Here is a 14892-nt window from a genome sequence, read left to right as displayed (position 1 = left end):
TGGGCGACAAAGCCGTTGCCAAAGAAACGATGATGAAAGCCGGAGTTCCGGTCGTGCCGGGCAGTGACGGCATTGTGAAAGACCTGAAAGAAGCTAAAGAGCTGATGAGACAAACCGGCTTGCCGGTAATCATCAAAGCAACGGCCGGCGGCGGCGGGCGCGGCATGCGTATCGTGCGCGAAGAATCGGAATTCGACAATGCATTTAATACGGCACGTGCCGAGGCGCAAACGGCGTTTGGTAATCCCGACGTTTATATTGAAAAATTTATCGAAAAACCGCGCCACATAGAAATCCAACTCATCGGCGATCAGCACGGCAATGTGTTTCATCTTGGTGAGCGCGATTGTTCGATGCAGCGTCGCCAACAGAAATTGATCGAAGAATCGCCCTCGCCTGCCGTCGATGCGGAATTGCGCGAAAAGATCGGCAGCGCAGCCGTGCGTGGCGCTAAAAGCGTCAACTACGAAAGCGTCGGCACGATCGAATTCCTGATGGACAAGGATAAAAATTTTTATTTCATGGAAATGAACACCCGTATCCAGGTCGAACATTGCGTCACTGAAATGGCGTATGGCATTGATCTGATCAAGTGGCAAATCCGCGTCGCGGCCGGTGAAAAATTGCCGTTCAAGCAAGCCGATCTGAAACCGCGCGGTCACGCCATCGAATGCCGTATCAATGCGGAAGATCCGGAACATGGATTCAGACCTTCGGCGGGAAAAATTCATGCCTTTCACACTCCGAGCGGTTTTGGCGTTCGCGTCGATTCGCACGCCTATGCGGAATATCAAATTCCGCCGACGTACGATTCCATGATCGGTAAACTGATCGTCCACGGCGAAACACGCCAGGAAGCCATCGAGAAAATGTGCGGCGCGCTGGATGAGTTTATTATCGAAGGCATCAAAACGACGATTCCGTTTCATAAACAAATGATGAGAAATCCTAATTTTGTCAGCGGTGATTTTGATACAAAATTTGTCGAACGATTGCTGAATATGTAAAATTTGTTCTTTTTAGATGTTGCCCTATGAACTACTCCGAGCGTATTGAAAAACTTCGTTCTCGTTTCGAGAAATTAAATGTCTCTTACTTTCTGACCATTTTTCCTCCGCACGTGCATTATCTCACCGGGTTTACCGGATCGAACGGACTGTGCTTGATCGGACGATCTTCCGTTCATTTTCTTACCGACGGACGCTACATCGAACAATCCAAACAACAAGTTCAAAACGCCGACATCCGTATCACCGGCATTGGTCAAAACATTTTTGACAAATTATCCGAATGTAAATTTTTACCGGACAAAAGCCATGTTGGGTTTGAATCGATGCATATAAGTTTTCAATCGCATGCAGATTTAGTTTCGAAACTACCGTCATGTCGATTTCTGCCAACTCAAAACGCCATTGAAACGATTGCACGGATCAAAGATCGTTTTGAAATTGAAAGCCTGCGCAAAGCCATTGCTATTACTGAAAAAACATTTGAAACGATCATCAAAGAAATCAAACCCGGAATGACGGAATTGGAAATAGCCGGCCGTATCGTCTGGTTGATGCGGCAATTCGGAGGTGAAAGAGAAGCGTTTGAAACAATAATTGCCGCCGGCGCGCGAAGCGCTCTGCCGCACGCACGTCCGACGAATGCAAAGGTTCAGACCGGTGAAGTATTATTGTTTGATTTCGGCGCCGTCTACAACGGTTATCATGCCGACATGACGCGGACCGTGGTCGTTGGGCGGGCATCCGATTTACAACGTCGTATTTATGGTACTGTTAAAAGCGCTGTCGAAAAAGCAATAGCGGCTGCAAAACCGGGATTACCGACAGCTGAAGTGGACCGCGTTGCACGTTCGATTATTACCGAACAGGGATACGGTGACTATTTCACACACTCCCTTGGCCACGGCATCGGTTTGGAAATTCACGAAGCACCTCTTCTGGGAAGAACGGATACCACTTTGCTTGAAGAAGGCAATGTCGTAACGATCGAGCCCGGGATATATTTACCCGACCAATTTGGCATACGCATCGAAAATGACGTGTGTATTACCAGTGACGGTTGCGAAAACCTGATGCGTTTACCGATCGATCTGATAGAAATCTAGCGCATGCTGTCTGAAACTGAAATCCGCGAAGCGTTTGAAGAAATCATCAAAGGAAAAATCGTCAAACGTTTTCGTCATTCGCTCGTGCACGATGGAAATGATTGTACGGAGCTGTTTATCAAACTTCTCAATGAAAACAACTTTGTTAAAAAGACCGTTTCACAAACACATGTTGACGTCGGATTCCGTTGTCCTGCTTTTTTAATTGTTCATCAGGAAGCGACTTTCGGATGGGTTAAATGGATGAACTATAATCATCCGCATTATTTAAAATTTTTTGCATCTGAGGAACGCAAGCCTTCCGGTTCACCCACAACGATCCTTAAGCCGGAAGATCCGACTTATTTGTATGTAAATGAACGCCTGGCTGAAGAACATGATTGCGATGCCCCTCCGCTTTTCGAATAAATTCGTGCTCTTTGATGAGAATGTATGGCTATGACGACGTGAATTTCTGTTGAATTTCAGCGGACAATTGACGACATTTTTCGGTCATTATTACTAAAATGGAGACGACATCACTTGAAACGATTGGGAATAGAAATCGATGCCATCGTCCGCATGCGTGAATTTGGCGACCAGTCGACACCGGATCCCATTCATGCCATAGCCATGATCGAAATGGCCGGAACAGATGGAATTGTATACACGATATCCGAAAAGCCATCGTCAGCGGAAGAGCGGGATTTAAGAATTCTGCGGGATTGTATCCACACACATTTTAATTTACGCATTCCGATGTCTGAAGCAATGGTTGCCAAAGCAATCCAGGCGCGTCCGGAAATGGTAACGCTGATCCACGCAGGATATCCATCAAGTCCGATCAATCTGCTCGGACAGGAAAGCGTCATTCAGACTGCCGTTGATAAACTGCGTCAAGGCGGAGCCGTCACGAACATTTTGATTGAACCATCAGTGGATCAAATCAAGGCAGCCGTTAAAATCGGCGTCGATTATGTTGAATTGTACACAGCTCATTATGCGACGGCCGACAGTCTGGCTAAAATGGAACAGGAACTGGAAAACCTCAAAACTATTGCGATGGCTGCATCAAAATTAAATTTAGGCATTAGTGCGTCCGGTAGCTTACATTACGGCAATCTTCGCCCCATTATGTCTATCGAAGCCATTGAAGAAATCAATATCGGCCATAGTGTTTGTGCGCGGGCGTTATTCGTCGGTCTCGACAAAGCCATCCGGGACGTTATCGATATTATTCATGCATAAAATGTTATCACCGTTTTATCATATCAAGGAGCTTTTATGAATTCGTACCTGCAGGATGAACTTTTGCATAAGTTACATGACGACGAAGAGGAAAATGAAAAAGACGACGCCAAAGAAGATCCTCTCAGCAAAAAAATGATGGAATATTTTCTTGAATCGCGAATCGTTCTTCTCTTCGAGCAGATCGAGCCGAAAGTTACGCGCCGAATTATTACACAACTGCTTTTCCTGAACGCACAAGATCCTAAAAAAGAAATTAAAATGTATATCAATTCGCCCGGTGGCGTGGCCGATGATGGTCTAGCCATTTATGACCTGATCAAACTGATTGACGCGCCGGTCAAGACGATTGTCTGCGGACTCGCCGCCAGTGCCGCGGCCATTATCCTTGTCGCCGCGAAAAAAGAAAACCGGCTCGCTTTGCCTAATTCCCGTATTATGATTCATCAGCCTCTGGGCGGTGCTCGCGGCAGCACAAAAGATATTGAAATCAGCGCGCGCCAGATTATTCGCCTGCGCGAGCAACTCAATGAAATTCTGGCGAAGGAAACCGGTCAACCAATCAAACAGGTACAGGAAGACACCAATCGTGATTATTGGTTTACTACGGACGAAGCGATCAAATATGGAATGATTTCACGTCAGGTTGAAAAAATGAGCGCGATCTGATGGCTAAATATAAACATCATATCTTCATTTGTCAGAATACGCGGGAAAACGGCCACCCACGCGGCTGTTGCAATCCTGAAAATCAAAGCACTTTAATAAAACTTTTCAAAGAGGCGTTGACAAAACATGGATTAAAAGATACCGTTCGTTCGAACAGATCAGGCTGTCTTGATCAATGCGAACACGGGCCGACGGTTGTCATTTATCCGGATGCTACGTGGTACGGATGGGTTAAGGAAACGGATGTGGAAGAAATAGTACAATCACTTGCAGAAGGACGCACGGTCGAGCGATTGCAAATCAAAGATTCATGCATTAATTCTCCGGCATGCGAACACAGAAAGAAAAACTAAAAAATTTCCGATAACACAAAATGTGAACCGGCAATGACCAGTAGATCCCGATCAGTCATGCCGGTTTTGATTTTTTCCACGGTCGAGTTCACTGAACCGCCCACAAATACTTGTGCGTGTCGTTGCTTGGCCACCTTCGCTAGAGTTTCGGCTGACAAGGCTCTTGGGCTGTTCGGTGTGACTGTGTAAATTGTATCAAAGATACCGGCAATCGCATTCACACACGATTCAAAATCTTTATCGGCCAGCATGCCCAGAACAAGAATCATTCTATCGTATTTCGAGCGATAAATCGTTTCAATGCTCTCACGAAGTTTTTGCATCCCCATAGGATTATGGGCCGCATCGGCGATAATCAGTGGCTGATGCTGGATGATCTGCAGCCGTCCTTTCCAATCGACGGAACACAATCCTTCGCGAATAGCTGACTCACTTACTTCAAATTTTTTCTGCAGCCTCACCGCAGCTACGGCCATAACGGCATTCTGAATTTGATGATGTCCGGCTAAATTGATCTCTAATTCATTCAGGGCATATCCATGGTTATTCACTTTGAAATAAAGATCAACCAAACTTCCATGATCCGTCAATTTTTTGGATGTAACTTGCACTATATCGTCGTAAAAAAATAATGGAGACTGACGTGCATCAGCAATGTTTTTAAAAACAGGTTTTAATTCGGCTTCAATCGGCCCGATCAAACAAGGAACTTGTTCTTTAATAATCCCTGCTTTTTCTCCAGCAATAGCATCCAAAGTTGTTCCTAAGTGTTCAGTGTGATCCATTCCAATGTTAGTAATAACCGACACTTCCGGCACAACTACGTTAGTTGCGTCTAAACGGCCACCTAAACCGGTCTCAATAATTCCGATATCAATTTGCTGATTGGCAAAATAATCGAATGCCATCACGGTCGTTGCTTCAAAAAAAGTGCAGCGAAGTTCATCGATTGTCTTCTTCATTTTCTCAGTGATATGAATGATTTCGCTTTCAGGAATTTCCGAACCATTGACACGAATTCGCTCGGAAAAATTCAAAATATGCGGTGATGTGTACAGTCCTGTTTTCAATTTGGCAGCTTGAAAAATCGAAGCCATCATGGAACATGTCGAACCTTTACCATTGGTTCCGGCGACATGGATCGAAGGAAAGGTATGCTGCGGATTGTTCAAAGTTTTGAGCAGTTTAATCGTATTTTCCAGGCCGAGTTTCATCCCGAAAAATTGAAGATCGTAGAGATATTTCAACGTTTCCTTGACCGACATATTCATTTTAAATATTAAATAAAAAAAGCTGTATGAAATTCATACAGCTTTTTAGAAATCATATTTTTTGTGATTTATTCATAATGACCGGTAACAACTTCAGGAACGAGATCGCCTTTACGGTCTTGCACTCCAACATGTTCATCACCGTACATTCCCTCATCTTTAACATCGCGTTTATACACACTCTCTTTTTTCTCGATCAGTCGTTGAATTTTCATCAACGCTTCGATCAATCCCTCAGGACGCGGAGGACATCCGGGAATATAAACGTCTACCGGAATAAACTGATCAACACCTTGAATAAGAGTGTAGGTATTAAAAAAACCTCCCGACGAAGCACAGGCGCCCATCGAAATGCACCATTTCGGATCGGGCATCTGGTCCCATATACGTTTCAAAACCGGCATCATTTTGATTGAAACACGTCCTGACACGATCATCAAATCGGCCTGACGTGGCGAAAAACGAATCGCTTCAGCGCCGAAACGCGACATATCGTAACGCGGTCCGAGCGTCGCCATCATTTCGATCGCACAGCAAGCAGTACCGAACGGCATCGGCCAGAGTGAATTCTTCCGACCCCAATTCCACAGCGCGTCGAGCGTTGTTGTCAAAACATTATCTTTGAGTTCTTTGGTCAGGTCCATAATTTAACCTTTCAGGGAAATAAAATTATTTCGCGGCTTTGTAATATTCCGCGGCTTTATCCCAATTCACTACATTCCAGAAAGCCGTGATATAATCCGGACGGCGATTCTGGTATTTCAGATAATAGGCATGTTCCCAAACGTCCAATCCGAGCACTGGCTTCATACCTTCGGAAATCGGGCTATCCTGATTAGCCGTACTGGTAATGACAAGATTGCCGCTTTTATCGACAGCCAGCCAAGCCCAACCGCTACCGAAACGCGTCGTAGCGGCTTTAGTAAATTCCGCTTTGAAATTATCAAAGCTGCCAAATTTTTTGTTAATTGCATCGGCGAGATCGCCCTTGGGAGTTCCACCGGCTTTCGGAGCGAGAACCGTCCAGAAAAAACTATGATTGGCATGTCCGCCGGCGTTGTTACGAATGACGGTGCGAATATCTTCAGGTACTGAATTCAGATCGGCAATCAATTGTTCGGCAGTTTTGGATTGTAAATTGGCATGTTTCTCCAACGCAGCATTGGCATTATTAATATACGCCTGGTGATGTTTGGAATGATGAATTTCCATCGTCATTTTATCAAAATGTGGTTCTAAAGCATCATAAGGATAAGGGAGTGAAGGCAATGTAAACGGCATAACAACTCCTTTTATTTTAAAATAAAATTTCAATCAATATTTCAGACAAGCGGGACTAAAGTAATTAAAAAAAAAAAGTATAGCAATTGCTTTTTTTATACGGTTTTTTAATTCTTGATTGTTGTAGAAAAATAGCGTGTAGCAATCAGAATGTTTTCACGAAGGTGATCCGGATTTATAGTTCCGACCAGCACAAGCGGTTTTCCCGGCAAACCGAAAGCTGATTTTAAACCGTACTCGGCTGAATTAACGTGCTGTTCCATATTACCCGAATTCAATGCTTTTTTGATCAATATTCCTTTTTTGAGTGTAGCCGCTTTTTCAATCACCTGCTGATGGTCCGTAAAACCCGGATTCCACGCAACCATGATGACATCGACGAGCGGTAACGCGTATAGTCCGCCCTCTACGGTGGTGCTTGATACACCGATGTTACGAGCTTTGCCTTCCGCTTTCAATTCGGCCATACACGACAATGCCGGTGAATTTTTCAGAGTTTCAACATCGTTGGGAGAACAGTGGAGTGTGAGTAAATCCAGCGTTTCAATTTTTAAATCAATAAGACTTTTTTCGACACTTGTTCGAATGCCGGCATCCGAAAAATCCCAACGTGATTTTCCATTTTCAAAAATTTCGCCGGCTTTAGTAAAGATGTGAAAATGACCGCGAAAAGGTTCGAGTAATTTACCGATTCGCATCTCGGAAATGCCATAGGCTGCTGCGGTGTCCAGAACATTGATGCCGGCTTCAATCGCCATTTCAAGAAGTTGAATGATTGTTCGATCATCCGGAAGTTTGAAATGTGTATGTTTCAATCCTTCGGTTCTTCCCCATTTGACCGCACCGACACCGAGAGGACTGACTTTAAATCCCGTGGTTCCGAATTCAATTTGCGGAAGACTCATCAATAACTTTCTTGTTTAAACGGTTGCCATTCTGTCTTTTCCCATGGATATTCGCCAAGTTTAGGTTTATTCAATGAAAGCTGTTGCGATGTTTTTTGAAACGATGGCGACGCTATCTTTCTCATAAAATTGCATGCATGGTCAGCCAATACCGGCGCATAAACCAATTTTGTCGGCCAGCACAAAGCGAGGTTCTGATGATGCATCAGCGTAGGTTCGTTAGGAAGACGTCCGTCGGCAGTTTTTGCTTCCGCGCGATCGATGGTATAGGTCGCCCAACTGTCAATCATCATCTTGGCAAAAGGAAAAACCTGAAATAATAATTTGAAAATTTCTGTTGGGGTTTGATAGCCGCCCTTACCATCAAGCGGTTCGGCAACGTTACCACCCAGATACCAGATCGTTTCATTTTTGTAGGGATGCGACGTTATCGAAAACAAAGGTTTCGGTTGTGATGTAACACAATGTCCATATAACAATGGCAATTTTCCCCGAATCATGAACTGCCTGAGCGGACGCCGCTGTGCAATGTTCAAAAGTTTGAGCGTTTTCCCAAACGTTTCATTCGCGCTGCCCGACGAAATAAAAAATGCTCCCGCTTCAATCGTTATGTTATCGGTTTGAATGGATCGGATACTTCCGTTACTGTTCAATTGAAAATCGTCGGCCGTACCCCAATAAATGGAAGAGAAATGTTTTTGAAAAAAATAATTGCATACGCTTTTGACGTCCATGACCGTTTCGCTGATTTCATAAACGTCGTTATTGTAGCCGCATAACTTGAATGCCGGCGGTTGTTCGGCCTCGGGCAATTTATGCGCGCCTTTATTCATAAACATCGGAACGACTTTCAACGCCAGTTTATCCAACAAAACATTTTTTGTCCAAAGATATTGTTTGGTTGAATGGACGGTACTTGACGATAAATCGGGCTGAACAGAACCTGAAAAAAAATCAGTCCATCGCTGAGATACTTCTACAAGCTGTTTTGAGATTTCAGGATCAGAGCCATCCAGGCGGTACTTGATACCGCTATGGATCATCCCCTGGGACGCGAGTGTTTGTCCGTAACCGATAGAATTTTTTTCAAGTAAAATTGCGTTGTAGCCTTCGGATTTTAATCGGTCGAGAATGAAGAGTCCGGCAATTCCTCCACCGATAATAGCGGCATCGCATTTAAATGAATTCGTCATTCGCCCATGACTTTGATGATAACGCGTTTGCGACGTTGCCCGTCGAATTCAGCGTAATAGATTTGCTGCCACGGTCCGAAATCAAGCTGGCTTTTAGTAACCGGCACGATTACTTCATGATGAATCAAGAGGCTTTTGAGGTGGGCATCGCCGTTGTCTTCGCCGGTACGATGGTGGAGATAATCTTTATTAAAGGGAGCTAACTTTTCAAGCCAACGATCAATATCTTGAATCAGCCCTGATTCAGCGTCATTGACATACACGCCGGCTGTAATGTGCATGGCTGAAACGAGCACCATTCCCTCGGCGATTCCGGATTGGTTAACCGCTTTTTGAACGGCATCGGTAATATTAATGTATTCGCGATGTTCTTTGGTATTGAACCAGAGGTATTCTGTATGAAATTTCATAAACGATCAATTAATCATCTTTCCAATACGATCCCACCGTACATCGAGGTTATTATCGGATGCGTTCGACCAAAAAACAAACAATGCTTTTCCGATAATATTTTCACGCGGGACAAATCCCCATTGCCGGCTGTCGTAACTTCGATCGCGATTATCGCCTAAGACAAAAACATAACCGTCAGGAATAGTAACGGGTCCATAATTATCGCGGCTCCCTGCGTCTTTGGGATACATCGACTCATAACCTTTATTGCGAGGAATGATTTCCGGATCTTCGAATTTTAATCCTTCCGGTTGGATAACTTCAGAGAACGGATGCCCGTCAACCAATACGGCCTTGTCCCTGATTTCAACGGTTTGACCCGCCACGCCGACACATCGTTTGATGTAATCCACCGTGGGATCGGGAGGAAATTTAAATACAATCACGTCGCCGGGCTTGGGATCGCGAATTGCCGGAAGCCGCCATTGCGGAATTTCAATATCCGTCAAAGGAAGCGTCTCCGGCGTTGTAGCGCCATAAATAAATTTATTGACCAATAGGAAATCGCCCACCAGCAACGTATCTTCCATTGAGCCGGTTGGAATTTTGAATCCTTGTATAAAAAACGTCCGGACGATGTAGGCAAACAGCAGGGCGTAAATCAGAATTTGAAAAAGTTCGTACGTTGTGCTTTTTTCTTTTTTTCTGGATTTAGAATTCGCTCCCACCTCTGACGGGCTGATATTTTGCTCGGAGGAATTAATGGCCAACTCCTGATTAAGCGCAACCGCTTTCTGTGCATCTTCCATGCAATAACTTCTTAATGTATAACGGTACCGATACGGCGCCAGTTAACTTTTGTGAGATTCAATGTTGAAAAAAGTTTCATCACGTACGACGTTTGCTTCGCCGCTTCAACATTGGACCAATAAATGAGCAAGCCTTCACCCATGATATGGTCGCGTGGAACCGGCCCCCAATAACGGCTATCGAGGCTGTTATCGCGATTGTCGCCCATCATGAAATAATAATTTTGTCGCACTACATAATGATCCGTTTTGGCTCCATCCACATAATATCCGTCCGAACGCCGTTCAAATTTTTTACCGTCGCGTAATGCCAGGTATTGGATCAAATCGATCATATCGGCGCGGATATTGATGACGTCACCTTCAGCCGGCACCCTGAACGGACCGAAATTGTCGCCCGTTCCCATAGCACGCGGGAAAACGTATCCTTCCGACTGCGATTGCAGATCGAAATGAACACCCGGTAGATTGAACTGATCGGAAAATTTAACGCCGTCGACAAAAAGTTCTTTATTTTTAACTTCCAATGTTTGTCCTGCAACTGCAACGCATCGTTTGATATAATCGAGGCCTAGCTGGCTGCGCATTAATTCTGGATGTGGAAAGCGAAATACAACTACATCGCCTTGTTTTGGGTCTTTAAAGGCAGGAAAACGATAACGCGGCAATTCGATACTTGTGAAGGGTATGTTTTCAGGAGTCTGTGCACCGTACACGAATTTGTTGACAAAAAGAAAATCCCCGACGAGTAAGGTCTTTTCCATAGAACTAGTCGGAATCGAAAAAGCCTGCAGGAAAAAAGTCTGGACAAAATAAAATACGCATAACGCCCATGCAATCGACTTAACATTTTCAACGAAACGATCCTGAAAGGATCTTTCTACCTGTGCTCCCTTCGCTTTTGCCTGAACAGTTTTGGCCATTTTAGTTTTATCGTTTTTCACGTACGCCATACACTATCCTTATTTAATGATTTTTCTTGATTTTTTCTTTGACCTTGGCTTCGACCAGCGACGGCACAAATGCGCTGATATCACCGCCAAACATTGCAACTTCTTTAACAATCGTCGAGTTCAAATAGGTGAATTTTTCACCCGGCATCAGAAAAACGGTAACGAGTTTATCCGATAATTTGCGGTTTACCAACGCCATCTGAAATTCGTATTCAAAATCAGAAATGGCTCTTAACCCACGGATCAACGCCGTCGCGTTTTTTTCACGGGCAAAATTAACCAAAAGCCCGTCAAAGCTTTCACACTCGACATTCGGATACGGCTGAACAACCGAACGAATCAACTCCATTCTTTCATCGATAGTAAACAGCGGCTTTTTTTTTGGATTGATTGCTACCGTCACAATCACTTTATCAAACAAAGCCGACGCCCGACCGATGATATCCAGATGCCCGTGAGTAATCGGATCAAACGTACCCGGATAGATCGCTGTTTTCATGCCGCTCCGTTTCTATACGAAAAGCCTTTAAAATTGTTATGGTAAAATTTATTGAAACCGAAAAATACGTATGAAACTTTCGCCCCATTTTTTTTCTTTATACAAAACTAAATTATTCATCGAATCGGGTATAACCATCGGTTCATCCGGCGCGCTTTCGATGACCAATACTCCTTCGGCTTTAAGATAGCCGTTTGCCACAGAGTTTTCAATGATAAAATTCCCCAACCGCATGGTATACGGCGGATCCGCCAAAATCAAATCAAACGGTTTTTCAGCATGTTGCTTAAGCCAGACAGTAGCGTCAGTCTGGATCACTTGTGCGTGGTCGACCAGCCTCGCTTTGAGTAAATTATTACGGATCAATTGGACTGCCGAGTTGTCATTTTCGACAAACGTCGCGGCGGCAGCACCCCGGCTCAAAGCTTCAATACCAAGACTGCCCGTTCCGGCAAAAATATCGCATACGGAACAGGTAGTGATATCCAAAAGGTTGGCAACACTATTAAAAATCGATTCCTTAACCATATCTTTGGTCGGACGGATGCGGTCATCATCAAACGAATTAAGCACCAGACCACGTCGCTGCCCCGCGATAATGCGCATAGTAACTAAAAGTTGAAATCAAGGAAATTTAAGGATTCGACTGACCGGAAGTTTGTTTGCTGGAATCGGCTAATTGAACCGGCGATAAAACGTTATATTCCAGCAAAAGAATGTCAGGCTTTGGATTTTTCTTATCTTTTTGAATGGTATAACTGGCGTTATATTTCGTCCATTCCATATTCAGAGAGAGCCGATTCAGTTCCTTCACATATTTTAGAAAATCACTATAGCTTCCTTCAACACGGAATTGGCCTTTATGCGTATTCATCACAACGCCTTTGGTCTCATTCATCGTACCTTCTTCCGTCATTTTCAATTGGTGTTTTTTACCCAATTGAATCATTGCTTTTTTAACTTCCGCAACGCTGAGATAATTGGGCTTCATGAGCGCCGTATCTTTATCAGCCGATGGCGCTGGATAGAGATTGCCAAAAATTACAGTTTTGAAGCGGAAACCCGGTACGGCTGTTCCCGGCTTAGTCGCCTGAGGCCTGATCGATTCAATAACGCCAACGCCTTTAATATCTTTCGTAAATTGTGCAATATCCTTATCGGTTTTACCGTAAATTTCCATATTAAAAGCATTGTCGTTACCTTCCAATTGAAGCGTTGTAATCCATAAATTTTTGCTGATAGTATTGAGCGAATCGATCGTTCTGAGTAACTGGAAATCGCGGATTTGAACTTTGATAGTATTCGACATATACAATTGCCGTATACGTTCCCGCCGTTGCTCTTCGAGTTCTGAAGCCGACGGGCCTGTTTCCTCCACTGGCAGTATGTTAAGCGGACCTGTATATTGTTCGACAAATGCTACGACCGAATACCGTTCCATATAACCGTAAACACTTCCACCGATAACTACAAGGAGAAAAATGACTAACATGATGAAACGGCGGTAGCTTTTTTTAGCTTCCTGAGAAATAGTTTTATTCGAAGCAGATAACTGTAACTCGCCTGTACGATCACGGGCAGCCGGCGTAGAAAGATCGTTGCGTAATAAATTAATTTTAATCATAGGTCAATCCGCCAAAAGTTTGATCGCAGCGCCGACACATTCGGCATACGGAGAATAGTCTTTAACTTCAATCTGTAGGCTTTTTTTAGTTTCTTTACTTTCGTCGGATTCTTCCGACTCAACCGGTTTGGGAATAAGCTCGTCGGCAAGTCTTATTTTGGAAAAGGGGTTAATCACTTCGGCATTAAAACGTTGTTCAATGTGCGGTATCACAGTCGCGGCCATTGCATTGCATAAAATGACACGATCAATCGTCGTATCTTCTTTATATACGGCTACTGCATTGTCCAAATGTTGATTGATCAAAGACCCCAGCCTTGCGGGTACACTTTTGGCCGACGACGTCATCTGGTAAACAGACTCGATATCATAGCCATTGCACAACAAAATAGTTGCCACGCCCGGTTTAGCCTCGACCAACGCCGTCAAACCTTCACCGCGATTATAATTCATCTCATAGGCTGCGTGTGCGCATAAAACATCCATATCTACACACGCCAAGCTGATTTTACTTTTTTCCAAAACCGCATTAAGGGTATCGATAAACCGCCTGCGAACACCTACCACCAGCACGGGAGTCAACGATGAACCGGTCGAACGCAGTTCATGGGTATTGACGATAAACTGATCGACGTCGTCCAGAATTTGTTGTCCAATTTCCCATTTAACCTGATTTTCGAATTCGGCGTCCGTCTCACCCGGCTCAATTAAAATCCGATGCAAAGCAATGAGTTGTGAATTCATGCTCAGGTTCAATTTGCGGGCCTTGATCGCATTATCTTCAATGCATCCGTTGACGTACGAATACAAGTCACGAATATTTTTTTCAACGCCTTCAATACCGGTACCGAATTTCATATTGGTTGCAATCGTACCGAATTTTCTGGCCATGAATGAAGCTTCAAGACGTACTACTTCCGCAAAAAAAATATTTTGGCCGCTGAAACTGATACCCAGCGCAGCTTTCTCACGGGGCTGGTCATCATCAATATGGTCGTACGAACGGCGTTCTACTTCAGCATTAATGCTCATGCTGCACCTGATTTAGTTGGCTAACTCGGCCTTTTCATCCCAATGGATTTCACCTTCAACAACAGCTCCAATCCATTTAATCTCGTCTTCATCCATCGAAGGTTTCAAGTTAAAAGTTTTACGGCCGGATTTTTTGACAAGCTCGATGATAAAGGGTTGACCGCTCAATGAATTAATCGGAAGCGAATCAATATATGCTTTTTTAAAATCCGATAAACTCATATTCTCCAGTTCTGCTTTACGGTCTTCGAGGCGCATGTATGCTCGCTGAAGCGGCAAAAATAAGCTGTCTGGCACCATCGTCGCATCGGCCGATTTAGCAAATTGAGTTAATTTCGTAAAATCGGAAGTGTAAGTCGTATCGACGTACAAATACTGATACTCCAGCTGGAATAACACTTTCATTTTGGCTCGGGTGATTTTCAATAATTTATTCTGCTGTTCTCTCTCAAGCATCGGCACTACGAGTGACCAAATCAATATGCCGAGCATAATGACAATTCCAACTTCCAGAAAGATATTACCTTTGGGACGAACCCGAAGTTCAACCGATTTCTTTTCATCTGCCAT

The 14892-nt window shown here is 44.1% G+C and carries 19 protein-coding genes; 6 read left to right on the top strand and 13 right to left on the bottom strand.

The window, feature by feature from the left end; all coding sequences use genetic code 11:
* From K1X84_09630 to K1X84_09605, 6 genes are all read left to right on the top strand, one after another.
* The coding region (locus tag K1X84_09630) for an ATP-grasp domain-containing protein (GenBank protein MBX7151887.1) at window positions 1-1007 on the top strand (1007 nt) is incomplete at its 5' end.
* A 26-nt stretch (window positions 1008-1033) separates the two neighbouring features.
* Window positions 1034-2113: an aminopeptidase P family protein gene (locus K1X84_09625; protein MBX7151886.1), complete on the top strand. Its 1080-nt coding sequence runs from the start codon at window positions 1034-1036 to the stop codon at window positions 2111-2113.
* 3 nt (window positions 2114-2116) lie between these two features.
* Window positions 2117-2521, top strand: coding sequence for a hypothetical protein (locus K1X84_09620; protein MBX7151885.1), 405 nt, complete (start codon window positions 2117-2119; stop codon window positions 2519-2521).
* A gap of 114 nt (window positions 2522-2635) precedes the next feature.
* Window positions 2636-3340, top strand: a complete 705-nt coding sequence (locus tag K1X84_09615; protein ID MBX7151884.1) for a pyridoxine 5'-phosphate synthase — start codon at window positions 2636-2638, stop codon at window positions 3338-3340.
* A gap of 36 nt (window positions 3341-3376) precedes the next feature.
* Entirely contained in the window at window positions 3377-4009 is a 633-nt protein-coding gene (locus K1X84_09610) for an ATP-dependent Clp protease proteolytic subunit (protein ID MBX7151883.1), read from the top strand.
* Entirely contained in the window at window positions 4009-4362 is a 354-nt protein-coding gene (locus K1X84_09605) for a (2Fe-2S) ferredoxin domain-containing protein (GenBank protein ID MBX7151882.1), read from the top strand. Before K1X84_09610 ends, K1X84_09605 begins: the two co-directional genes overlap by 1 nt.
* Here K1X84_09605 and K1X84_09600 read toward each other — a convergent pair.
* The 13 genes from K1X84_09600 to K1X84_09540 all read right to left on the bottom strand — a co-directional run bounded on the left by K1X84_09600 (window position 4359) and on the right by K1X84_09540 (window position 14892).
* Entirely contained in the window at window positions 4359-5627 is a 1269-nt protein-coding gene (locus K1X84_09600; protein MBX7151881.1) for a bifunctional folylpolyglutamate synthase/dihydrofolate synthase, read from the bottom strand. The two genes, K1X84_09605 and K1X84_09600, sit on opposite strands and share 4 nt — an antisense overlap.
* A 74-nt stretch (window positions 5628-5701) precedes the next feature.
* Window positions 5702-6277, bottom strand: coding sequence for an NADH-quinone oxidoreductase subunit B (locus K1X84_09595; protein ID MBX7151880.1), 576 nt, complete (start codon window positions 6275-6277; stop codon window positions 5702-5704).
* 25 nt (window positions 6278-6302) lie between these two features.
* The gene (locus tag K1X84_09590) at window positions 6303-6914 is read right to left on the bottom strand and encodes a superoxide dismutase (GenBank protein MBX7151879.1); all 612 of its coding nucleotides are present in this window, start codon (window positions 6912-6914) and stop codon (window positions 6303-6305) included.
* Window positions 6915-7021: 107 nt separating this feature from the next.
* On the bottom strand, window positions 7022-7819 hold the full coding sequence (locus tag K1X84_09585; protein MBX7151878.1) for an aldo/keto reductase: 798 nt from the start codon (window positions 7817-7819) through the stop codon (window positions 7022-7024).
* A complete protein-coding gene (locus K1X84_09580; protein ID MBX7151877.1) occupies window positions 7819-9012 on the bottom strand; it encodes an FAD-dependent oxidoreductase in 1194 nt (397 codons plus the stop codon). Before K1X84_09580 ends, K1X84_09585 begins: the two co-directional genes overlap by 1 nt.
* The gene (locus K1X84_09575; protein ID MBX7151876.1) at window positions 9009-9422 is read right to left on the bottom strand and encodes a secondary thiamine-phosphate synthase enzyme YjbQ; all 414 of its coding nucleotides are present in this window, start codon (window positions 9420-9422) and stop codon (window positions 9009-9011) included. The genes K1X84_09580 and K1X84_09575 overlap by 4 nt, the downstream gene beginning before the upstream one ends.
* Before the next feature lie 6 nt (window positions 9423-9428).
* On the bottom strand, window positions 9429-10214 hold the full coding sequence (gene lepB, locus K1X84_09570; protein ID MBX7151875.1) for a signal peptidase I: 786 nt from the start codon (window positions 10212-10214) through the stop codon (window positions 9429-9431).
* Window positions 10215-10225: 11 nt separating this feature from the next.
* Window positions 10226-11167, bottom strand: coding sequence for a signal peptidase I (gene lepB, locus K1X84_09565; GenBank protein ID MBX7151874.1), 942 nt, complete (start codon window positions 11165-11167; stop codon window positions 10226-10228).
* A 13-nt stretch (window positions 11168-11180) separates the two neighbouring features.
* Window positions 11181-11666, bottom strand: coding sequence for a pantetheine-phosphate adenylyltransferase (gene coaD, locus K1X84_09560; GenBank protein ID MBX7151873.1), 486 nt, complete (start codon window positions 11664-11666; stop codon window positions 11181-11183).
* A gap of 48 nt (window positions 11667-11714) precedes the next feature.
* Window positions 11715-12272: a 16S rRNA (guanine(966)-N(2))-methyltransferase RsmD gene (rsmD, locus tag K1X84_09555; protein MBX7151872.1), complete on the bottom strand. Its 558-nt coding sequence runs from the start codon at window positions 12270-12272 to the stop codon at window positions 11715-11717.
* 28 nt (window positions 12273-12300) lie between these two features.
* Window positions 12301-13290 (bottom strand): hypothetical protein, encoded by a 990-nt coding sequence (locus K1X84_09550; GenBank protein ID MBX7151871.1) that lies wholly within the window; start codon window positions 13288-13290, stop codon window positions 12301-12303.
* Between the two features lie 3 nt (window positions 13291-13293).
* Window positions 13294-14322 carry a hypothetical protein gene (locus K1X84_09545; protein MBX7151870.1) on the bottom strand — a complete coding sequence of 343 codons (1029 nt, stop codon included), beginning with the start codon at window positions 14320-14322 and terminating at the stop codon, window positions 13294-13296.
* Between the two features lie 12 nt (window positions 14323-14334).
* Complete coding sequence (locus tag K1X84_09540; protein MBX7151869.1) at window positions 14335-14892, bottom strand: hypothetical protein; 558 nt, start codon at window positions 14890-14892, stop codon at window positions 14335-14337.

Source organism: bacterium, from assembly GCA_019695335.1.
Taxonomy (GTDB): domain Bacteria; phylum CLD3; class CLD3; order SB21; family SB21; genus JABWBZ01.
Note: the sequence above shows the minus strand (reverse complement) of the source record. Positions and strands in the feature narration are given on the sequence as shown.

Bases quoted from the DNA above. Each gene is read 5' to 3' on its own strand.
- K1X84_09625 (MBX7151886.1), top strand. From the start codon at position 1,034: ATGAACTACTCCGAGCGTATTGAAAAACTTCGTTCTCGTTTCGAGAAA.
- K1X84_09620 (MBX7151885.1), top strand. From the start codon at position 2,117: ATGCTGTCTGAAACTGAAATCCGCGAAGCGTTTGAAGAAATCATCAAA.
- K1X84_09610 (MBX7151883.1), top strand. From the start codon at position 3,377: ATGAATTCGTACCTGCAGGATGAACTTTTGCATAAGTTACATGACGAC.
- K1X84_09605 (MBX7151882.1), top strand. From the start codon at position 4,009: ATGGCTAAATATAAACATCATATCTTCATTTGTCAGAATACGCGGGAA.
- K1X84_09600 (MBX7151881.1), bottom strand. From the start codon at position 5,627: ATGTCGGTCAAGGAAACGTTGAAATATCTCTACGATCTTCAATTTTTC.
- K1X84_09595 (MBX7151880.1), bottom strand. From the start codon at position 6,277: ATGGACCTGACCAAAGAACTCAAAGATAATGTTTTGACAACAACGCTC.
- K1X84_09590 (MBX7151879.1), bottom strand. From the start codon at position 6,914: ATGCCGTTTACATTGCCTTCACTCCCTTATCCTTATGATGCTTTAGAA.
- K1X84_09585 (MBX7151878.1), bottom strand. From the start codon at position 7,819: ATGAGTCTTCCGCAAATTGAATTCGGAACCACGGGATTTAAAGTCAGT.
- K1X84_09580 (MBX7151877.1), bottom strand. From the start codon at position 9,012: ATGACGAATTCATTTAAATGCGATGCCGCTATTATCGGTGGAGGAATT.
- K1X84_09575 (MBX7151876.1), bottom strand. From the start codon at position 9,422: ATGAAATTTCATACAGAATACCTCTGGTTCAATACCAAAGAACATCGC.
- lepB (MBX7151875.1), bottom strand. From the start codon at position 10,214: ATGGAAGATGCACAGAAAGCGGTTGCGCTTAATCAGGAGTTGGCCATT.
- lepB (MBX7151874.1), bottom strand. From the start codon at position 11,167: ATGGCGTACGTGAAAAACGATAAAACTAAAATGGCCAAAACTGTTCAG.
- coaD (MBX7151873.1), bottom strand. From the start codon at position 11,666: ATGAAAACAGCGATCTATCCGGGTACGTTTGATCCGATTACTCACGGG.
- rsmD (MBX7151872.1), bottom strand. From the start codon at position 12,272: ATGCGCATTATCGCGGGGCAGCGACGTGGTCTGGTGCTTAATTCGTTT.
- K1X84_09550 (MBX7151871.1), bottom strand. From the start codon at position 13,290: ATGATTAAAATTAATTTATTACGCAACGATCTTTCTACGCCGGCTGCC.
- K1X84_09545 (MBX7151870.1), bottom strand. From the start codon at position 14,322: ATGAGCATTAATGCTGAAGTAGAACGCCGTTCGTACGACCATATTGAT.
- K1X84_09540 (MBX7151869.1), bottom strand. From the start codon at position 14,892: ATGGCAGATGAAAAGAAATCGGTTGAACTTCGGGTTCGTCCCAAAGGT.